General features: G+C 56.4%; 12 protein-coding genes and 1 pseudogene. 6 read left to right on the top strand and 7 right to left on the bottom strand.

Going from position 1 to position 21138, the window contains the following annotated elements; translation table 11 throughout:
- Positions 1 to 253: 253 nt before the first annotated feature.
- Complete coding sequence (locus QRN38_RS00500) at positions 254 to 715, top strand: hypothetical protein (protein WP_057417588.1); 462 nt, start codon at positions 254 to 256, stop codon at positions 713 to 715.
- 114 nt (positions 716 to 829) lie between these two features.
- Here QRN38_RS00500 and QRN38_RS00495 read toward each other — a convergent pair whose 3' ends face one another.
- Positions 830 to 3721, bottom strand: coding sequence for a UvrD-helicase domain-containing protein (locus QRN38_RS00495; protein ID WP_081025299.1), 2892 nt, complete (start codon positions 3719 to 3721; stop codon positions 830 to 832).
- Positions 3722 to 4248: 527 nt separating this feature from the next.
- Here QRN38_RS00495 and QRN38_RS00490 point away from each other — a divergent pair.
- Positions 4249 to 4866, top strand: coding sequence for a hypothetical protein (locus QRN38_RS00490; protein ID WP_057417587.1), 618 nt, complete (start codon positions 4249 to 4251; stop codon positions 4864 to 4866).
- Between the two features lie 285 nt (positions 4867 to 5151).
- On the opposite strand, the gene QRN38_RS00485 is transcribed toward QRN38_RS00490, so the two are convergent.
- From QRN38_RS00485 to QRN38_RS00460, 6 genes and pseudogenes are all read right to left on the bottom strand, one after another.
- Entirely contained in the window at positions 5152 to 5454 is a 303-nt protein-coding gene (locus QRN38_RS00485; protein ID WP_235814498.1) for a LysR substrate-binding domain-containing protein, read from the bottom strand.
- A gap of 1026 nt (positions 5455 to 6480) precedes the next feature.
- Positions 6481 to 7920, bottom strand: coding sequence for an AdeC/AdeK/OprM family multidrug efflux complex outer membrane factor (gene adeC / locus QRN38_RS00480; RefSeq protein ID WP_057417585.1), 1440 nt, complete (start codon positions 7918 to 7920; stop codon positions 6481 to 6483).
- Positions 7917 to 11072 (bottom strand): efflux RND transporter permease subunit, encoded by a 3156-nt coding sequence (locus tag QRN38_RS00475; protein WP_057417584.1) that lies wholly within the window; start codon positions 11070 to 11072, stop codon positions 7917 to 7919. Before QRN38_RS00475 ends, adeC begins: the two co-directional genes overlap by 4 nt.
- A 3-nt stretch (positions 11073 to 11075) precedes the next feature.
- Positions 11076 to 12224, bottom strand: a complete 1149-nt coding sequence (locus QRN38_RS00470; protein ID WP_057417583.1) for an efflux RND transporter periplasmic adaptor subunit — start codon at positions 12222 to 12224, stop codon at positions 11076 to 11078.
- 947 nt (positions 12225 to 13171) lie between these two features.
- Positions 13172 to 15204, bottom strand: a pseudogene (locus tag QRN38_RS00465) (ATP-binding protein).
- A gap of 655 nt (positions 15205 to 15859) precedes the next feature.
- Positions 15860 to 16192, bottom strand: a complete 333-nt coding sequence (locus QRN38_RS00460) for a hypothetical protein (protein ID WP_057417582.1) — start codon at positions 16190 to 16192, stop codon at positions 15860 to 15862.
- Between the two features lie 1449 nt (positions 16193 to 17641).
- Here QRN38_RS00460 and QRN38_RS00450 point away from each other — a divergent pair.
- The 4 genes from QRN38_RS00450 to QRN38_RS00435 all read left to right on the top strand — a co-directional run bounded on the left by QRN38_RS00450 (position 17642) and on the right by QRN38_RS00435 (position 21065).
- Entirely contained in the window at positions 17642 to 18328 is a 687-nt protein-coding gene (locus QRN38_RS00450; RefSeq protein ID WP_057417581.1) for an SDR family NAD(P)-dependent oxidoreductase, read from the top strand.
- A 153-nt stretch (positions 18329 to 18481) separates the two neighbouring features.
- Positions 18482 to 19495, top strand: coding sequence for a zinc-binding alcohol dehydrogenase family protein (locus QRN38_RS00445; RefSeq protein ID WP_057417580.1), 1014 nt, complete (start codon positions 18482 to 18484; stop codon positions 19493 to 19495).
- Positions 19496 to 19607: 112 nt separating this feature from the next.
- A complete protein-coding gene (locus tag QRN38_RS00440) occupies positions 19608 to 20027 on the top strand; it encodes a nuclear transport factor 2 family protein (RefSeq protein WP_057417579.1) in 420 nt (139 codons plus the stop codon).
- 300 nt (positions 20028 to 20327) lie between these two features.
- Positions 20328 to 21065, top strand: a complete 738-nt coding sequence (locus QRN38_RS00435; RefSeq protein ID WP_081025297.1) for an IclR family transcriptional regulator — start codon at positions 20328 to 20330, stop codon at positions 21063 to 21065.
- Positions 21066 to 21138: the final 73 nt, after the last annotated feature.

Genomic DNA, 21138 nt, shown 5'->3' with positions numbered 1-21138 from the left:
CACCAGTGTCCAATCACGCGTGTGCCGGCAAGTCATGGGCGGATCGCCTTCTCGATCTGTTAAAAATAGGGATTGGCTTGGCCAATCTGATCGTTGGCTTTCTGAAGCATTGAATACGGTAGGAGGGGATGGTGTTGAGTAAACTAGCCCAACACTAAGTGTGGTGGGTTCGGTTGCGAGCGATCCGCTGATTGTTGATGCTGATTAGACACACCCCAGCGTTGTGCTGGGGTGTGTCTAATCAGGAGCTACCATGAATCGTCTGCGTCGCATGTTAAGCCGCACGTTTGCCATCCCTTCCACCAATCAGGCACTCGTCGCGATTGCGGCTTGCCCGGCCTTGTATGCCGTTGCTTGCGCACAAACCCCGCAGATTTCCGAGTACCTGAATGGCCTAGGTGTTCACGTCAGCATGATGCAGGTCTTCATTGCTGGGAGCACTGCTTACTGTGCGATGCTGAGCCGTCACCGGATGTTCAACAACCGCTACTTCGTTCGCTACGCAGCTGACATTGAGCGCTACCGTCGGTTGGCCACCGTCTGTCAAAGCTTGATTGATATGGGGTTGATAGAAACTGCTGGATATCAGGCAATGGCCCGCGAGCGGGATAGCATCAGCGCTCGCTTGGGATTTTTAATCGATGCTGATAACTTTTATCGCAAGCTTAACGGCGTGGCAGATCTGATACGCGAGGGGCTCCGTCACCTCAGGTAGCTGAGCCGTTGAGCACGCTCAAGCTCCGGATCTAGAAAAAGATTAAGAAGGTTTTCAGATCCCCAATCGACGCTTGAGCCTCGTACGCAATCCAGGGCTCAAACTCGAACCGAGTCAGGCGCTCCTGACTTCAGGCTTACGTGGCGGCGCTTGGATGTGACTTTCCATATATCTGCAGGAACCAACGTCTGTCCCCCGATAATGAGAGCATCCCCAAGACTTGGCCTTATCCCGAAACACCATCTTCCCTCCGCTAGTAGGGCAGATGGCCTCCCACCCGTTGCAGGCCGGTGATACGCAGATACGGTAGCGTCCCGAAGGCGCCATAGGGGCATTACACCTAGAGCATCCGCTCTCAGTGTGACTGCATCGCGGCCAGTTCGAGCAGGCAATGAATGACTGTCTGGTCGATCCATTCACACGATTTACCAGATGACCCTGAACGCACGTAGGGCAGTTCGCCGCGATTGCATTGACCTGTTCCTTGCTTGCTACGAACTCATCCAAGTCGAGAGGGTATTTATCGTTGATCAGTTCCTGCACGAAAGGAGAGCAACGGATCATGTCGCACACGAGGTAGACCCGATGCTTCGCGCGGGTCAGTGCAACGTAAAACAGCCGACGTTCTTCAGCGTGGGGATAGGGTTCGCCTTGGGGCAGTAGTGCTTCAATCAGAGGATGAGTCACGATCTCCGAAGGCAGCCCATACTTGCCTTTGCCCAAGCCAACGATGATGACGTAGTCCGCTTCCTTACCCTTGGAGCTATGAATCGAGTCGCTCTTGAAGGTGAGGCTGGGGTAGCGCCTTGCTATGGCTGCAAGATCGGGCAAGTCATGGTTGAACCTGGCCAAAAAGTACACGGAAGAGCCTAGTTTAGCGATGGCGCTGATACGGGACACGGTGCGTTCTGCTGCGTCGGCAACCGCGGCATCGTCGATCAATGGAGCCCTCACCAACGAGACGGCCGCGGTGTCTACGACGCTGTGGGATTGGATGTTCTTTGTGATCTGGCGTCGATTCTGCATCACAAAGCGACTGGCCACCTCGCCGATTTTACTGTTGAAACGAAATGTCTTGTTGAGCTCACTCGCTTGGGTGGCACCAAAGAGTTTTTCGAAGTCAGCGGTGAAGCTTATGTCGCTGCCAGTGAAGCGGAAGATCGACTGCCAGTCGTCACCTACGCAGAACAGCGAAACGTCTTCCTGGCGCTTTCGCAGAGCCTGTACGAGATCGGCTCGGGATTTGGCGATGTCTTGGAATTCATCAACGACGATGTACTTCCATGGACTTTTGAAGCTTCCGTCCAGGACGTATTCATTCGCGCGGCTGATCATGTCATCGAAGTCCATTTGCTCGCTGTCTTTAAGCGCTTTCACATATGCCGTGACGATCGGCTCCAAGAGGGTCAGAGCTGCGCTGATCTGACCCGGATCAGCAGATCGAGCGATCAATTCGGCTTGCTCTTGGGCCGAGAGATTTGCAGCGCGAAGCAGCCCCAGCATGTCGGTGAGCACTAGAGAAAACTTATTGATGACCCCGAATTCCCGGAGGGTCTCCAACACAGCTTCGGGAGGGAGCGGGTTTAGAAGCACACCAGCCTTGATCAGACGCTGCTCCAGCAATGCGAGTAGAACGCCTTCTTGTTTTTCGTAGTGGAAGGTTTCGATAAGGGTTGTACCGCCCTCGGCGTGTACCTTGCGTTTCCATGCCATGTCGGCCTGGTATTCGGCTCGGTCAATGTATGGCGCAGTATTACCATGGCGATCAGTGCCGAAATGCTCGATGTAGATCCCAAGCTCTGGCAGGAAGAAATCTGGGCGATATGGGGATCGATCAGGCGCCTGCAGTGGGGTCTTGCAGACAGCTTCATACCGGTACTCAATCCCATTCTTGAACAGAAAATTCGCGATGTCGCATTCACCGAATCCTTTGACCGCTTCGCCTTTCAACGTGCGGATGCCGTTGTCTTCCAGAAACCGGTAATAGTCACCCAAAGTTTTGAAGTCAAAGGGATTACGGGCGGGGTGCAGCCACTGTTCGAAATAGTTAAGCAATAGCTCTCTGTAAGCAGGTTCGCACTGCTCGGCTTCGAATACGGTGTTGACGAACTTCGCCTTGAGCTTCTTATCCGTCGCCATGTCGCTGATGGCAACCGTCTTTTTTTCAGCCTCCTGAACAATGCACCGACCTAGCCTGTGAAAGGTTTCAGCGGTGATACCCTTGATGCCCAGGTTGCTCTCCAAGCGCTCGCGCAGCTCTCTTGCTGCTTTATTGCCATACGCGAGAAGAAGGATTTCCTCGGGCTTGGCCTTCCCACTGTTGACCAAGAACGCGACCCTACCGATAACAGTACTGGTCTTGCCGGTACCCGCGCCGGCCAAGATCAGGTTGTTGTCCTCGTCGATGACGCAAGCTCTGCGTTGATCTGTTGTGAGTGGTTGGCTTTCTACCGTCTCGAACAGATCGTGATGGTCTGCCAGTGCTTTGATAACGTAAGCGTCGCGTGTTTTTATTAGCCAATCATCGGGATGCTGAACAAGCTTCCTCATCTCAATCAGCAGGTCTCGATGATCGGATGTCAGAATACCGACAGGTGGGACGGGAGGGCAGGAGTCTTGCCAGGACAGGGCCAGCTGCCTGTATGCTGTCCACTTTGATGATCGCAAATAGCCGCAGCCTTCTAGACTCTGCTCAAACGATTTCAGCCGGGTTTGGCTTTCGATGACTAGGGGAATGTACCAAGCCCTGACGAGCTCTTCCCAAGCTGAATCGCGTCTTTGTTCGCTGCGGAAGTAGAGGCGCCAGTTGCCTTGCGGCGTTGGAATATACGCCGTGTGCAGAAACCAGATTTTGGCGCGCTTTGGAGCGTCGCTGATCGACGTCCAATCGAAGCATTGGGTGCCGCTACGGGTGTGAATTTCAACACCGGTTCCGGAGATGCCAAGGGCGCGTGCTGCTGAAGGGAGCCATTTGGCCCACCACGGGATAGTGAGGTCTTTGAGCATTTGATACCAGCACCGTCCTTGGTGAAGAAGTAGGCGGTGCATTTCCTTTTAAAATGTTCTGGTTTGGGCGGGCACATGTCGTCGAGCAGCAGCGCAGTGAGTTAGAACCGCATTCATGCGGTTCTTTTGGATCGTCATCATCAGCGTGAAGCGGCATCGCGCCGAGGCGGACTATAGGTCGCGCATTGCGCTCATGGCAACGCCGCCCGCACGTAAGGGAGACCTTGGGCGCAAATGCCGAACTCTACGGCGTGAGCTATGGGGCAGAGTATGGCCATTAGGGACGATGGTTCTCTTTCAAGCTTTCTACCCTGCGGGGTGGTTTGGTAGATGAGCCGCCTGCTGCAGGACTTCAACGTTCGAATGGAACATGCAATTCTTCTCATGTTAAAATCAACACTGGTCAGTCTGGATCAAGCGGTCGGCACGCATAGGTAACCCACAGACGTCGCTCTACATCTTGTCACGTGCATTCGACATCAGTCATTGCGGGCAGCCGACACCGCGTAGACATATGGAGAATGATTATGCGTGTTCCTATTCATCCTGATGACCTCGTTGCCGGCACCGGTTTCATCCGGCTTGCTAGAACCCTGAAGCGCGACTGGCTCGGTATCGAACCAATCAGCCTATCTCAGGCGAGCGAGTTGATGTCGAGGTGTCTCGGCTACTCGAACCTTCATGATCTGAAGCGTGATGCCAAGCAAGGCAGTGCTGAATTCGTGCCGCTGGCGAGCGTGATGACTCAGTGCCTCGCCACGATGACGGCTTCTCTGATGGAATCTGGCAAGTGCCGAATGCTCAACATTGGGGAGCTTCAGGAGCAGATTTTTCAATGGCCGTTCCTGCAATTGACCACCTACCGCAACCACTACGGACATACCGACAACCGGATGGTCGGCCAAGCGGTGAAGACTGAGCTCATTGATGCTTACTTGGATACTCTGCCCACTAGGCCTAAGCAGCAATTGCCAGCGGCGGGAGCCCCATTCACTACGCGCGAACTACATGCGATGGCAGGATATTTACCACTCCACGAGACCCTTGATTACCTCTCGGTAACATCAGGGCAGTGTCTCCATGGCGAGGACGGGTCGCCGATGCAGCATGTTGATTGCTTGATCTGTAAGCCGTTAATGCATTAGGCAGCGCGTTACCACATTCACCTAGCACGGTTAAGGGTAATGCGGCGCCAATAAGATCCCCTTGTACAAAATCACCACGCCCGAATGGCCGGGCGTTATTGGTTTTTGATTATGTAATATGTTGAGAACAGCACGCCTCTTTGGCTCTCAGCGACTGCACCGTCAACCCGGTAATGTCGTACAGGTCATACCGAACGAAGTAAAAATTGATGAACTGCCAGCACCTGCGGGCTTGTGAGGAGGGCGTCATCCCACACCAGACCTAGTTCCATATCCGGAATGGAGTCAGACAAAAGGCCGTCTCTCAAGGCGGCGTCCTTCCAGTGACCATGACCGGAATACCATTTCAGAAAGAATGGTTATGCCGAAGCCGTTTGCCACCAGACCGCGTAAAGCTTCCATTGAACCTGTACGAAATGCGATTTCAGTCTTGATGCCCGACTCTTGCCAGTAGCGTGTGGTGGATTCCTCACCTTCATCCACCGTAGGCATCAGGTAAGGAAACGCCTCGATATCTTTCAGGCTTATCTGCTCGGCCTGCATCAACGGATGGTCTGTGGAGAGCCACACCTGCCGTCTTGAGCGCATCAGCACCGCTACCTGAACGACCTAGCTGGCAATACTTACATGGGAATGCTAGCGCTTGCACCTTTCTGTTTTATATACGTCGGTGTAATTTTCTAGGGAATTCCTGACGACCGCCGTAACGGAAAAAAACCAGCGAAGGAGCTGAAAATTCAATCTCAGACAGAAGGCACGTTGGCAAAATAGCTATGGGTTCACCTTCCTGAAATGGCACTTTCTGTATCAAACTTTGCCCGGTGTCTACCTCACACACATTGTGGTTGACCGCCAGCAATCTGTTTGCTGGCGCGTCCGACACTGATAACGAAAAATGTCAGCTCCAAATGCTGAGCAAGATAGATTTCCGATACGCTTGTTGAGTGATTCTCCGGTTCCGACCTGAGGGCGATATATGCAACGAAGAGCGTAACTCGACTTAAGCTCACCTTTCTATGGGATGAGTGGCAGTGATTGTCCCATCGCTGATGTCGCGTCCCTTAATTCATCGCAGGGTTTGGTGTATCGTTAGGCGACTAACTACGTAGACACCCAACATGTCTAAACCCGCAGAATTCCGCCAGCTAGAAAAACACCTCGCCGGACAGCTGCAAGCCCTCTGCGATGACTTACCCACCAGGCTCATCTGATAGGGGTAACCGCCACCGGCTTGCGGCGCTCTGGATTCGGGCAAGCCGCCCTTAGAGTTGAACGGGCGCTGGCTGCTGTTTCGCAGCAAGGTGTGACGGGGTACCTGCTGTGCGCTTTGGAGCACAGGATGACAGTGACTGGCCTGCTGCTGTTGTGTGGCGGGCCAGTTGCCCATTCGCGCCAACAATCAAAATCTTCTTCATCTTTAACGCCGCCTTTGGCTTACATCAAGATAAGCCGCTTCAGCAAGCGACGCACCTGTCGGCTTGTGCAGCTGGTGCCGTAGCGGAGCCCGAGGTACTGAGGACGTTGCCTATATTAGTCCGCCAATCGCCACCCGCCCACGGCGCTCCGCCTGTGGGCCGGAAGGCGAAGGGAAGCCCGTAAAGGTTCGGCGGCTGATTACCGGTGAGCTGACACATCCCCGGATGCGTCGTTCTGACTCCACCCGCCTCCAAGCGCCCGGTATAGACTCACCTCGGACGTCAATTGCGCCAGCCGATCACTTATCATTGATTGCTGATTGCTGAACAGCGAGCGCTGGGCGTCCAGGTACGTGAGGTTGCTGTCTATGCCAATTCGGTATCTACGCTCGGCCAGTCGGTAATAATCCTGACTGGCGTCAACCAGATCGCTTTGCGCCTGCAACTGATCTTTATAGGTCTTACGGGCTGTAAGCCCGTCTGCTACCTCTTGAAACGCGGTCTGGATGGCCCTTTCGTAATTCGCGATGCCAATGTCTTTCTGAATCTTCGAGTAATCCAGGCTTGCCCGGAGCGCGCCGGCGTTAAAGATCGGCAGCATGATGGAAGGCGAGAACGACCAACTGCCAGAACCACCTTTAAACAGACCGTCCAGATCGGAGCTTGCAGTGCCTGCGTTCGCAGTCAGATTGATGCGCGGAAAAAATGCTGCCCGCGCCGCGCCAATGTTCGCGTTGGATGCCTGAAGCGAGTGCTCGGCCTGGAGGATATCCGGTCGGCGCGTCAGCAGGTCAGCGGGCAATCCCGCGGGAACCTCGGCCAGCAATCGTGCGGAGAGGGGCTGCGGTTCAGGCAGGTCGACGGGCAACTGCGTGCCGATTAACATTACCAGCGCGTTCTCGTCCTGGGCGACGCGGCGCTGGTAATTGGACAAGCTGACCCGAGCACTTTCCACGGCGGTGCGTGCCTGACTCCGGTCAAGGGCCGAGGCGACACCGACTTCGCTGCTGCGGGTGGTTAAACGCAGGCTTTCCTCATACGCGCCGAGTGTGTCATGGGTGAGCTTGAGCAGTTCCCGATCCGCCTGCCAAGTCAGGTAAGCATTAGCGACGCTTGCGACCAACCCGATTTGTGTTGACCGGCGTGCCTCTTCACTCGCCAGATAAACTTCCAGTGCCTGCTGGCTGAGGCTGCGGATACGTCCAAACAGATCCAGCTCGTAAGAACTAATTCCCAGATTGACGCCGTACTGGCTGTTGATGCCTGCCTGACCAGATTGCGACAAGTCGGCGGGAAGTCGCTGACGTGTGCCACTGGCGTTGGCGTTTATTACCGGGAGCAAGTCGGCACGTTGAATACGGAACTGCGCACCATAAGCCTCGACGTTCAACGCCGCGACCCGCAGGTCGCGATTGTTGGTCAGGGCCGTCTGGATCAGTTGGCGCAGTGCCGGGTCTTTGAAAAATTGCCGCCATCCCTGTTCGGCGGCGGCCTGATCCCCTGCCTGAACAGCTGAGTAAGCCGCTCCTTGCGGATACTGCTGCGCGACCGGAGCATCCGGGCGTTTGTACTCAGGGATCATAGAGCAGCCGCTGAGCACAGCGGCCGTGATCGCGAGAGACATCAAAGACTTATTCATTGCTCGACCTTCTCGACAGAGGTGTTTTCGTCTTGTTTTAGCCGGTTCCCTTTGAACACAGAGGACACCGCCACGAAAAACAGAGGCACCCAGAAGATGGCCAGCAGGGTGGCCGTGATCATGCCGCCAATCACGCCGGTGCCGATGGCATGCTGGCTGCCCGACCCCGCGCCGGTGGAGATGGTTAACGGAACCACGCCCAGGATGAACGCCAGGGACGTCATCACGATTGGACGCAGTCGCATGCGACACGCCTCGATGGCAGCGTCCTGCAAACTGCTGCCTTTTTCATGCAGCTCTTTGGCGAACTCGACAATCAGAATGGCGTTCTTGGCGGCAAGGCCCACCGTCACCAACAAACCCACCTGGAAAAAAACGTCGTTGGAAAGCCCGCGTAAGCTCGTCGCCATCAGTGCGCCAATAACACCCAACGGCACAACGAGAATCACAGCAATTGGGATCGACCAGCTCTCGTACAAAGCCGCAAGACACAGGAACACCACAAGAATTGACAGCGCGTACAGGGCAGGGGCTTGGGAACCCGAGAGGCGTTCCTCGTATGACAGTCCTGTAAACGAAATGCCTACGCCCGGAGGCAGTTCGCTGGCGATTCGTTCGACCTCGGCCATGGCTTGGCCAGAGCTGTACCCAGGGGCAGGTGTACCGAGAATTTCTTCGGAAGGGACGCCGTCGTAGCGTGACAGCTTGGGTGAGCCGAATACCCATTCAGCGCTCGCGAACGCGGAGAAAGGCACCATCTCGCCTCGCGCGTTGCGGACATACCATTTGTCCAGGTCTTCGGCGGTATTACGAGAATCTGGCTGGCCCTGTACGTACACCCGTTTGACCCGGCCACGATCAATGAAGTCGTTTACATAGCTGCTGCCGTAGGCGACAGAGAGCGTGGTGTTGATGTCAGCCAGCGAAATGCCCATCGCTCGGGCCCGCTCGTCATCGATGGTCAAGTGGTACTGCGGCTCATCAGACAAACCGTTGGGCCGCACGCCCGACAACACCGGGCTTTTCGCCGCTAGTTCGAGGAATGTGCTCCGCGCTTCCATCAGCTTCAAATGCCCGACGCTGTCCTGATCCTGTAGGTAAAAGTCAAAGCCGGTTGCGTTACCCAGTTCCAGAACCGACGGTGGCACCACTGCGTACACCATAGCGTCGCGATACTTGAGGAACTCCTGCTGTGCCCGTTGGGCAACTTTGAACACAGTATTGTTGCTGTCGCGTTCATCCCAAGGCTTGAGAAGCACGAACGCAATACCCGAATTCTGCCCACGGCCTGCGAAATTAAAGCCGTTGACGGTGAACACCGAACTCACAGCCCTGCCTTCGCCATGCTCTTTGTCGAGCAGGAACGCGGTCATGCGATCCAGCGCTTTTTGAGTGGTCTCGGCCGAGCTGTTGGCCGGGGTTTGCACCTGGGTAAAGATCACACCCTGGTCTTCTTCCGGCAGGAACGAAGTAGGTATCCGGGTGAACATCCAGATCATGCCGGCAACGATTACCAGATACACGACGAACCCTGGAATCTTGTTTCGAATGATTCGGCCCACGCCGCGCTCATAGCCGTTTACACAGGCATCAAAGCCACGGTTGAACCAACCGAAGAACCCCTTCTTAGGTGCACCGTGATTTTCCGGGTTGATGGGTTTGAGCATGGTGGCGCAGAGCGCCGGCGTGAATACGAGGGCCACGAACACGGACAAAGCCATTGCCGACACGATGGTGATGGAAAACTGACGATAAATGACGCCCGTCGAGCCTCCGAAGAACGCCATGGGAAGCAACACTGCAGAAAGCACCAGCGCGATCCCTACCAGGGCGCCCTGAATCTGTTCCATAGATTTGCGCGTCGCTTCTTTGGGCGATAAATGCTCCTCCGCCATCACCCGCTCGACGTTTTCCACTACGACGATGGCATCGTCCACCAGTAGGCCGATGGCCAGAATCATGCCGAACATGGTCAGTGTGTTGATCGAGAAGCCGGCCGCCGCAAGTATGCCAAACGTGCCCAGTAGCACCACCGGTACTGTCATGGTGGTAATAATGGTTGCCCGAAGGTTCTGCAAAAACAGCAGCATAACCAGAAACACCAGCACGACTGCTTCAACCAGCGTATGCATCACGCCGCTGATCGACTCCGTGACCACGGGGGTCGTGTCATATGGATATACCGCCTCTACGCCGGCCGGGAAAAACGGCTTCAAGCGGTCAACGGTTGCTCGGATAGCTTTGGCGGTGTCCAGCGCGTTGGCGCCGGTCGCGAGGCGGATGGCGATACCTGAAGCGGGCTTGCCGTTGCTTTGTGCATCAATGCTGTAGTTTTCACCGCCCAGGCTGATCTGGGCCACATCGCTCAAGCGTACTTGGGAGCCGTCGCCGTTCACTTTGAGCAGGATCTCTCCGAACTGCTCGGAGGTCTGCAGGCGAGTTTTGCCGATGATGGTGGCGGTAAAGACCGTGCCCTTGCGTGCCGGCAGCCCTCCAATCATGCCTGAGGCCACTTGCACATTCTGAGCTTCGATAGCTTGGGTGACGTCGACCGGGGTCAGTTGATACTGATTGAGCTTGGCCGGGTCAAGCCAGACGCGCATTGCATACTGGGTGCCCCAGACCTGAAAGTCACCGACACCAGACGTCCGCGAAATCGGGTCTTGCATGTTGGACACGATGTAGTTGGACAGGTCTTCCTTGCTCTGCTTGCCGTCGTTGGACACCAGGCCCACGAACATCATGAAGTTCTGCTGAAACTTCGTAACACGCAGACCCTGCTGCTGCACCTCTTGGGGCAGCAGAGGCGAGGCCAGGTTTAGCTTGTTTTGAACCTGCACCTGGGCGATGTCCGGGTTGGTGCCCTGATTGAAGGTCACGATGATGCGCATACTGCCGTCGGAGTTACTTTCAGACGAGATATAGCGCAGGTTGTCGATGCCGTTCATCTGCTGCTCGATGACCTGCACCACTGTGTCCTGGACGGTTTGTGCCGACGCGCCAGGGTAGGTCACCTGAATAGCGACGGCAGGCGGCGCGATGCTCGGGTACTGGTTGATCGGCAACTTGAGGATCGCCAGCCCCCCCACTAGCATGATCACCAGCGCGAGCACCCAGGCGAAGATGGGTCTATCAATGAAAAACTTCGACATGTGTTACTCCGTTTTGGCGCTGGCAGTGGGCGCTGAAGCACCGGGCTTCGCGGCGTTGCCCTCAGCTTCGTGAGGCTCGACCGTCGCGCCTGGCTTGACGAACTGCAGCCCTTCGACGATGACTTTATCGCCATCCTTCAAGCCGTCTTCCACCAGAACATCCTGGCCCACCGTTCGGCTGACCTTCAGCTCACGCTGCTCGACCTTGTTGTCGGGTGTCACCACCATGGCGGTGGGTCTGCCCTGGAGGTTGCGGGTGACGCCGATCTGCGGCGCGAGAATGGCTTTGTCCGCAATGCCGTCAGGCAGGCGGGCATGTACGAAGATGCCGGGCAATAGCACATGATCAGGGTTGGGGAATACCGCACGCAGAGTCACCGAGCCTGTGGTCTGTTCGACCGAGACTTCTGAGAACTCCAAGGCGCCCGGCAGCGGGTACTCGCTGCCGTCTTCGAGCGTCAGGTTGACTTTTGCCGCGTTGTCACCGGCTGTCAGCAATTGACCGCTTGCTAGCGCGCGGCGCAGCTTAAGCATGTCGCCGTACGACTGGGTCACGTCGACGTAGATCGGATCGAGTTGCTGGATAGTGGCTAGGGCCATTTCCTGACCATTGGACACCAGCGCCCCTTCGGTCACTGCCGAGCGCCCGATACGTCCACTGATCGGCGCCAGGACTTTGGTATAACGCAGATTGATCTGCGCACTCTTGACTTGAGCCTCTGCCTGGGATTGCTGGGCGTGCGCCGTGTCGTATTCCTGCTTGCTGACGGCTTGTTCGTCGATCAGCTGCTTGTAGCGCCCAGTGAGCGAGCGGTATCGCTCAACGTTGGATTGGGCGCTGGCAAGCTCGGCTTCATAGGTCGAAGGATCGATCTGGTACAACTGCTGACCTTCCTTAATCTCCGATCCTTCCTTGAAAAGACGCTTGAGGATAATGCCGTCGACCTGAGGCCTAACCTCGGCCATTCGGAAGGCATTAGTACGGCCCGGCAGGTCGCTGGTCAGATTCACCGAGCGCGGGTGTAGTGTGACCACACTGACTTTTTGCGGCGGAGGCGGAGGGGCAGGATCCGTTTTCTTATCACAGCCACTCAGGACGGTTAATAAGGCGAGGGTGGGAACCAGGGCGAACCGGACGGGCTTGTAATGCATGGAAATCCTCGTTGTGAAGATGCTCGAAGTGATAGGTGAACGTCGTGCGGCAAACCAGAGGCTTCTGCGCGACCTTGCTGATTTTTCAACTCGATGGGCTCAACGAGCGATCAATACGAAGCGCGCACGGAAATCTACGGCGACCCGTGCTGCCAAGGTTTTTTGCCGATTAAGTGTTTGACCATCCGCGGTGCTTTTGTAATTGAGGCGGGATTGGTACTACGGCTTGCCAGTCACACGGCAGCTTTGGAAGTTCCGGCCAGTGCATCGGCGGCCGAGTTGGAGCAGGCTGCTTATTAACCTAAGCAGGGTAGTGGGTCGGCAATGTGCAATAACTCACTTATGCATTGGCTTACAGCGGCGTGTAGCTATTTCGTTAGGCGTTGGCGTTCGTGATGCGGGGACTTTATCACAGTGATGGGAGAGGAATTATTGATCAGTTTGGGATGCCTAGATGAGTCAGACTAATTAATCCCGTGGAAGAGGCCATGGTGGATTCACATGCAGGCACAGCTTCAGCATGATGTAGTTATAGGTACGCACAGGATGACCAGGTAATTAAGGGTTCTGTCGGAATTGGTTCATGAGTGTGTTTCGGAGCCTTGTATGTCATAACGGATAACGCTCGCTCAACAAACCCTGTCATTGGCGGCATAGGCTGTGCTCACTTCTAGCTCTTGAGCGACAAGGGTTGGTTGTTTTCGAAACAATACTCGCACTTTCTGTAACGGCGCTGTCGTCGATAGTCGCCGGAAATCGCGTGTCATACGCGCCGCTGTAGCTCGTGGGGGAAGTAAGCCCGGCTTGGCGCTGGCGCCGGGCATGCCGATTCTGGAAATGGCGCCCTAGTTGATGCTGACGCTGGTAGCATCGCCGGTGTTGTTGGGTGCCGCTTATGACACTTCTGCGGCTACAGTCTGACCTCCGCGTGGGCGCTGAATTGAGATTTATTTCGACGTATCCAGCATTTCCCTGATCTTGTTGGCCAAGATATCGATAGCGAATGGTTTTGTAATGATTTCCATGTTCGAGGCTAGATAACCGTCCACATTCGACCCGTCGGCATGGCCCGTCGCTAATAGAACCTTCAAACCTGGACGTCGTAACTGCGCAATATCGGCTAGTTGGCGTCCGTTCATGCCTGGCAGACCTACATCGGAAATCATCAGATCAATGCGCTGCCTGCTTTCCAGTATAGGAATGGCCTCTTGATCAGCAGCCGCTTCACACGCGTGGTAGCCGAGATCACACAGCACCTCCACGATAAGCGATCGCACCACCGCTTCATCCTCGACGACCAGATCGATTTCGCCTTCTCCCAAGGGGGCCTCTCTGTTCACTTCACCTTCGGATATCCCTACATCGCCGCCCAGGCAAGGCATGTACAGTTGCACGCTGGTACCACTTCCCGGCTGCGAGATGATCTGGACAGCTCCTTTAGCTTGACGCATAGAATCATAGACCATGGAAAGCCCTAGTCCCGTCCCCTGACCTATCGGCTTGGTGGTATAGAAGGGCTCAAAGACCTTGGTCAGGACGTCCGGCGTCATCCCCACCCCCGTATCGGTCACCTCCAGCATCACGTAAACGCCCTCCGTGAGCTGCAGTGCCCTCCCCTCGGCAGTAGTGACATGTACCGACGCTGTCGTAATGGCAATTGTGCCTTCATCCGGCATGGCATCACGCGCGTTGATAGCAAGATTGAGCACTGCGCTTTCCAGCTGATTTGCATCCATTGACACAAGTGGCAGGCCTGCCGTCAAAGGTGTGGTTATCTCGATATTCTCTCGGGTCGTTCGGTGAAGCAGATCTTCTAGCGAAGCCACCAACTGATCAACATCGATCGGCTTGAGATCAAGGGTTTGACGACGAGAAAACGCTAGCAAGCGTTGAGTAAGCGCTGCTGCCCGGTGGGCTGAGGTGACGGCCGCAGTGATGTAGCGTTCGTCGTCTATTGAGCTACCGGCCTGGTGTCGCCGCTGCATCAGTTCCAGGCTACCGATGATGCCGGTGGGCAAGTTGTTGAAGTCATGAGCGATCCCGCCTGTCAGCTGCCCTACGGCCTCCATTTTTTGCGCCTGATGCAGCGTATGTTCTACTCGGGTGCGCTCAGCCAGTTCGGCGGTAACCCGCGCTTCAAGCGTCTCGTTGAGTTCGTACAGCGCGTTCTCCGCCTGCTTGCGGGCAGTGATATCCACGCAGGTGCCGGTGACAAACGAAGACTTGCCAGCAGCATCCAGAAAAACTTTACCTTTGCTTACCAGCCATCGTTCCTGGACGCTCCGGTGTAACCGGAATTCGACGGTAAAGTCCTTTCCGTGAATGCACTCAATCAGTGAGAGCCGCACCAGGTGCCGGTCTTCGAGATGGACGTATTCAAGGAAGCGCTCGATAGGATTACCGGTCAGCACGTCCGGAAAGCCGAAAAGGTGTTTCAGCGCGGTGTCGCAGTGGAATTGGTCTTCCTCAATGTACTAATCGAAGATCCCGGCTTCCGAGGCTAGAAGTGCAGAGCGCATGCGTTCATCGGTAATCTGCACGCCGGGATTGGAACGTTGTCGCCCTACGACCTGCTCGGTGACGTCTTCGGTCTGGTGAATGATGTAAATGACGCCGCCTCGGTCATTCAACACAGGCGTGTTCAAGGAACTCCAGTAACGCACCTCAAAGCCGGCATCCTCTCCAACCACGCGCGGGATGTCGTATTTAGTGATTGCCATGCGATCCGGCTGGCGGGTGTGCATGACGCGCGCTCCAAAGAGGCCCTCAAGACACTTGCGCCAAACTCTGATTGCTCATCCGGATTTCTGCCGAACACCTCAAAGATCGAACGTCCGATACAGTCTTCACGCCGTGTATTGGTGCCGCGGAGGCGTCGCTCATAGGCCGCGACCATGATGAAATCTGGGCCTGGCGATAACACTAATACCAGATGGGGGAGGGCATCGAACAAGAGCTTGAAATCTGGGTCTTGACTCATGGGTACCTACTTAGGTCTCTGCGGCCCTGAGCGAGCAGCGAAAGGATCTATCGCTAAAGATCCTCGAAATAGATTCATTATCAATTCTTCTGCTGCAGATGACTGCTAGTCGGTCAGTTCAGTTTGCAAGTCTTCCAAGCCACCGAGCGGCATTCGCTCTTTGACTGCCTCATGCCGATGTCGAGCGTCCGGGGTTTTGTGATAAATGCAGACCGAAAAGACAGCTCATCAGGGGATAGACATCGATGACCCGAGGTTAGAACCACTGGCAGGTTCGGCTATCGGCGCCAGATCACATTAGGCAAGTCCGAGCCATCAAGTTTTCCTGACATACGGATGTCTCTCAGCACAAGGCTGACCGGCTCTGCGTCCTGCAGTAAAACGAGAGCATCGTCAGCACACAAACAAGCAATAACCCTTACCTACAAAAACCTGGATCGGATACGTGCATGCCAGATCGCCGAATCGGAGGACATGCTCTTCTTGCTCAAACGCAGTAACGTCAATGAGGCGAGTGTCTCATTACACACTATCGGAGTTCCCAAGGAGGGTCTGCTCAAAAGTGAGACTTCAGAGGAGGAGTTGCGTTTCGATTCATGAGTGGGAGCATCAATGGCGCCGCAGATTGCCGATTTCCTGATAAGTTCATCAATGCCTACATCGAACTCACAGAAATCACTTCCACGTAACGGTATTTCTTTTTGGCCGTCTTGACCGCCTCCTGCTCAGCGAGGAGGGTGCTCAAGGTATCGGCCTCGTGGATCAGCTCGTAGGCTTCGCCCTCGAACTCGTTCGTGACATGCATCGTCACACGCAGCCGAGGGGTGTACGCCTTTGTGGTTTTCTTTTTGGGTTGAGGCTTCACCGCTTGCGCAAGCGCGATGCTTGGTACCGATGTTAATGAAGCTGGCGCAGTTACTTTAGGCGCTGGCGCGGGGCTGCCGAAGAGCGCTCGACGCATCTCTTCCTCGGTCAAATCTGTATTCATGAGGTTTCTCGTAGGTGATATGTTGCTGGCGAGATTCTACCATTTCAAGATGAGTCTGCGGCTTGGTGTTTCTAGATTGCCGCTCCTCCATTCATCTTTGTGTTCAAACAGCTAGCTCTTAAATTCTCAGAAATCTGTCGCCTGACACAGACTTCTTGGTTGGGATTACTGCGTCTGAAATTTGGGGAGGTGCATGGACTACGGTTTGGAATCAACGATCTGGAAAGAGGCAGGCGACGTTTCATGGGGAAGCGTTCACCGACGTTGTAGAGCTCGCTGTCAGCAGCTATTTAAGGCGCCCAGGTTACTCCGGGATACAGCGGATTTATGCTCCAGATGTGGGTGAAAGCGGGCTATGTATCCTTCGATACGTGAAGAGGCACGTCGATCACTTGCCCCGTGACGAACCTCTACTAGGTGCTTTTCCGTGAGAGCTGCGCTCAGGGCGCACGTCTATCATTTCTTGGAGGCGCAGATCGTCCGTGCTGGCTCAGCTTCTGAAATGGTCACCGAGTATCACGTGGCCCGGGCGCCCAACCTATGAGGAGGGTTAGCGGGCCATAGGGGATGTTGAGGCTTCGAGGCCCGGCAGAAGCGCGTCCAGAGTGATGGGAGCATTTCCAGCTGGGTCTGCTGTTCGGAACCGCAAGTAGGGGGCGGCTTGTAACCCCGGAGCGGAGTGGAAGGTAGGCGAGTTCAAGCTGGCTTTCAAGGGGCAGATCAGGCTTTACCTTCGCTGGGTGCACAAGCACGAAGGGGGGAGGAAGGCTCGCCGCCAGGGATCATCCTTTGCCGTATTACGGCGTTCTCCAACATAAAGGGCTGCATTCGCCAGCACGCTTGCGGCCCGTGGCTGTCTTCGACCCCTAATCGCAGCGTTGGGTCGATTCCGGTCAATTCCATCCATACAACCGCAGAACAGCCACGCACAACAAAACACACGTCTATCTCGAACATGACCATTGCTTGGTGTGCGGCACGCCGTTTGATATCCGCGCACTTCTGTTGGACAAGCAGCCAGCGTGAGCATGTAGGGCCATACGACCACCGCTGGTGCCTGTCCCACGCGCATTAGTACCTGTCCCACGCGCATTAGTACCTGTCCGAGGATCAGCTTGTCGCCTTGGCCGGATGCCATCCCTAGCGTATCGGCTCGCAGCCCGGCTGGCGTATATGCGGCACACGGTGTTCACGCAGATATTCACCGTACCGATGACGGCCGGACAGGCTTGCGTTGTTCATTGAGCGTAGCGACAGCCTGCTTCTACGGCAGCAGCCCAGCTTTTGAGTTGTCACAAGGGTAATTCCACAATGTTGAATAGCGAGTTTGCTCTTAATAATTTTGTTTGTCATTGTGGGATCAGCCGCTGGGATTGATCCCAACAGTTCAGTAGCCGGCGCTGGCAGCTGCCAGCTCCTACCATTATCTACCTCGACAAAGGAACACATATGACACGCATCATCCTAATCACCGGCGCCAACCGTGGGATTGGCCGCGAACTCGCCAAGCAGCTCGCAAAAGACGGCGACACCGTGCTCCTCGGCGCACGCAACTTCGAGGGCTCCATCCAGGCCGCCGCAGAGATCGGCAGCAACGCACACGCGGTACATATCGACGTGTCGAATCAAGCGAGCGTGGACGCGGCTGCGAAGAGGATCGAAGCCGACTTCGGTCGTCTCGACGTGCTGGTGAACAACGTGGGTGGCGTCTTTGACTATGCGCAAAAAGCTTCCACGGCCGACCTCGCGGTCGTCCAGCACGCGCTGGAAATCAACCTCTTTAGCGCAGTGCGCGTCACACAGGCGATGCTCCCACTTCTGCGCAAGGCGCAGGACGCGCGCATCGTCAACGTCTCCAGCGAGAAGGGTTCGATCGCCAGCATGACCGCGGGCGTCCCCGCCTACGGAACTTCAAAAGCGGCGCTAAATGCCTACACACGCAACCTCGCTTCGGAACTGGCCGATCAGGGCGTCACCGTCAACGCGGCTTGCCCCGGCTGGACAGCCACTGACCTCGGCGGCGAAGGCGGACGCCCTGTTTCCGAGGGCGCAGCCAGCATCAAGTACGTCGTCAATCTGCGCGCCGAGGCCGGCACCAGCGGCTTCTATCAGGACGGCAAGAGCCTGGCTTGGTAATGACGCGTTGAGCCGCGCTCCGATGGCGGGACGGTTCGACCGTGCCGAGGCGCACGCGCCGATCGACCCATCACCACAGGTTTACCCATGAGTTCACTCGCAGGAAAAGTCGGGGCGCGAACCAATTTCTTTAAACACAATCGAGGAAAAATAATGAAAGCTGTAGGCTTTAAGCAGAACGGGTCAATCGACCGCGATGACGCGCTGATAGACGTTACCCTTCCGAAGCCCGCTCCCACGGAGTATGACCTGCTGGTCGAAATTGCGGCCACGGCGGTCAACCCCATCGATTACGAAATTCGCCGGAATGCCACGCCGGCCGAAGGCGAAGTTCGGGTGCTGGGCTGGGACGCGGTTGGCACGGTCGTCGAGAAGGGTTCGCTCGTGCAGGGCTTCGAGGTCGGCGACAGGGTTTATTACTGCGGCGCCATCCGTCGGCAGGGGACGAACGCTGAATACCACTTGGTCGATGCACGCATCGCGGCCAAGGCGCCCGCATCCCTCTCCAATGCCGAGGCGGCTGCGCTGCCGTTGACCGCGCTCACCGCATGGGAAATGCTGTTCGAGCGCATGGATGTTACGCGCCCAGTCCCCGGCGCGGCCCAAGCCGTGGTCATCATCGGCGGCGCCGGTGGTGTAGGCTCGATGGCCATCCAACTGCTGCGCGCCCGTACCGACCTCACGGTGATTGCCACCGCTTCGCGCCAGGAAACTAAGGAATGGTGCGAAAGCCTCGGCGCGCACCATGTCGTGGATCATAGCCAGCCACTGGCTGCGCAGATCGAAGCCTTGGGATTGGGGGCGCCTGGCTTCGTCTTCGCCACGGCGGGTTCCATTGAGTACCGCGACGACATTGTAAAATTCATGGCGCCGCAAGGACGCTACGGCTACATCGATAATCCCAAGGTTTTCGACGCCAACCCTTTCAAGTGGAAGTGCATTTCGATCCACCTTGAAGCGGTTTTCATGCGCTCGCTTATGCAGACCATCGACATGAGCGTGCAGGGCGACATCTTGCGCGAAATCGCCAAACTGATCGAAGCCAAGAAAATCCGTACTACGCTGACCGACACTTTCGGAACGATCAACGCGGCCAACCTCAAGCGTGCGCACCAACTGCTGGAAAGCGGCAAGGCATGCGGAAAGATCGTGCTCGAAGGCTTCTGACCACTAGGCACTGGCGCACATGCGTCGCACGGATGAGGCTTATGGGGCCGCGATTTGCGGCCCATAAGATCGCGTCCCCTTTCCGATCCCCTTGCTTGAATGAGGCACCAAGATGAATTCTTTTGAACACCGCCGCGAGGCCGAAAGCCAGATCGCGCGCCTGATCCACACCTATCTCTACCGCCTTGATGAAGGCGACCTTGAAGCCGTCGCTGACTTCTTCGATGAAGCGACTTGGCACATCACTTCAGAACTGGCGATGCGCGGCAAGGCGGAGAAGCTCGCCTGGCTGCGCGAGCACACGCCCACGCATGATGCCCACCTAGGGCCGCAGCATTTGATCGGCAATATTCTCATCGACGTGTCAGACGACGGGCATAGGGCTACCAGCGTCTCATACTTCCTGGTGTCCCAACTGACGGAAGGCTCGGCGGTGCATTTGGCCGCACGCGGGCGCTATGTGGACGGCTTCGTCTTGCACAACAGCCGCTGGCGATTCACGGAGCGGCACGTCCACATCGACCGGCACTAAATCCCGAGCGATCATAGATCTTGACCGAAAGAGAGCAGTGATGGCTGAAGCAGCCGCATCTCAGTCTGTCCGGCGATAGCGAGCCTGCCTTGGGTCGTCTTTGAGCTGAAGGTCGGCACTTTCATCATCGGAACGTTCAAGTTCATTATCGCTGGCCTTCTGCCTGAAATCGCCGCCGGCCAAGGTGTATCCGTTTAACAATAGGGGCATCTTAGTTCCTATGTCGGCGGGCCGAGCGCCCAGCTTGCATCTCCACATCGTGATTGCTTTGAGCCATCCGGGGCGTCATAATTCAGCATTATGGAAATCCCAAAATCATCCGGTCGAGTGATCCAATCCGTGCAGCGGGCGTTCGATCTGCTAGAGCACGTCGCCCGGCAGCCCGAGGGCGCACGCTTGAGCGAGTTGGCGGACGGCGCCGGCTTAAACCGCAGCACCGCACATAACCTGATCGCGTCCCTTGAAGTGCTCGGGTACATCACGCAGGACAGGAAGGGCGCTGCCTATCGGCTGACCAGTAAGCTTACCCAGCTTGTGCGGCCTGACGCCGAGGCCGAACACGCACTGCGCGCACGCATCCGCCCCGTGTTGCATACGGTGAGCGTTGCATCGGGCGAGTCCGCATTTCTCGGCATGGTCAGCGGCAGCGACTACCTTTGCGTGGACGCCGTCCTGTCGGACAAGCCCCTGCACTTGGCCGTGAGGCCCGGCGAGCGCAGCCCGCTGATCGGACAGGCGCTTGGCCACATCCTGCTGGCGGCAGACCCCGGCTTGGCGCACTCCGCCCGTGCTCAAGACGCTGAACGCTGGCAGCGGCACGCCAAGGAGATCGACGAAGCGCGGCGCAAGGGCTTCGCTCTAGATCTCGACAGCGAGAAGACCGGGATCTCATGCGTTGCAGTGGCGGTCACGCCGCGCGCAGCGCTCGCCATTGCTGGGCCCACAAGTCGCCTGCCGAAAGCTCGCCTTATCGAGATTGCCAATCATATTCGCGCTGAACTCGAAAAAGTACGCCCGGCGGGCCAAGGTTGGTTGTAGCCGGCGACCGTCGCTGATGCGCCTGACCGAGAGAGTCGTGCTCTGATCCTTCGCGGCATGTCATTGCTTATCG

Origin of the sequence: Pseudomonas sp. CFBP2511, from assembly GCF_030209255.1 — a bacterium.
GTDB classification, from domain to species: Bacteria; Pseudomonadota; Gammaproteobacteria; order Pseudomonadales; family Pseudomonadaceae; genus Aquipseudomonas; species Aquipseudomonas avellanae.
This window is presented reverse-complemented; position numbering and strand designations above follow the sequence as displayed.

Coding starts and splice junctions, on each gene's coding strand:
- QRN38_RS00500 (WP_057417588.1), top strand. CDS start 254: ATGAATCGTCTGCGTCGCATGTTAAGCCGCACGTTTGCCATCCCTTCC.
- QRN38_RS00495 (WP_081025299.1), bottom strand. CDS start 3,721: ATGCTCAAAGACCTCACTATCCCGTGGTGGGCCAAATGGCTCCCTTCA.
- QRN38_RS00490 (WP_057417587.1), top strand. CDS start 4,249: ATGCGTGTTCCTATTCATCCTGATGACCTCGTTGCCGGCACCGGTTTC.
- QRN38_RS00485 (WP_235814498.1), bottom strand. CDS start 5,454: ATGCGCTCAAGACGGCAGGTGTGGCTCTCCACAGACCATCCGTTGATG.
- adeC (WP_057417585.1), bottom strand. CDS start 7,920: ATGAATAAGTCTTTGATGTCTCTCGCGATCACGGCCGCTGTGCTCAGC.
- QRN38_RS00475 (WP_057417584.1), bottom strand. CDS start 11,072: ATGTCGAAGTTTTTCATTGATAGACCCATCTTCGCCTGGGTGCTCGCG.
- QRN38_RS00470 (WP_057417583.1), bottom strand. CDS start 12,224: ATGCATTACAAGCCCGTCCGGTTCGCCCTGGTTCCCACCCTCGCCTTA.
- QRN38_RS00460 (WP_057417582.1), bottom strand. CDS start 16,192: ATGAATACAGATTTGACCGAGGAAGAGATGCGTCGAGCGCTCTTCGGC.
- QRN38_RS00450 (WP_057417581.1), top strand. CDS start 17,642: ATGACACGCATCATCCTAATCACCGGCGCCAACCGTGGGATTGGCCGC.
- QRN38_RS00445 (WP_057417580.1), top strand. CDS start 18,482: ATGAAAGCTGTAGGCTTTAAGCAGAACGGGTCAATCGACCGCGATGAC.
- QRN38_RS00440 (WP_057417579.1), top strand. CDS start 19,608: ATGAATTCTTTTGAACACCGCCGCGAGGCCGAAAGCCAGATCGCGCGC.
- QRN38_RS00435 (WP_081025297.1), top strand. CDS start 20,328: ATGGAAATCCCAAAATCATCCGGTCGAGTGATCCAATCCGTGCAGCGG.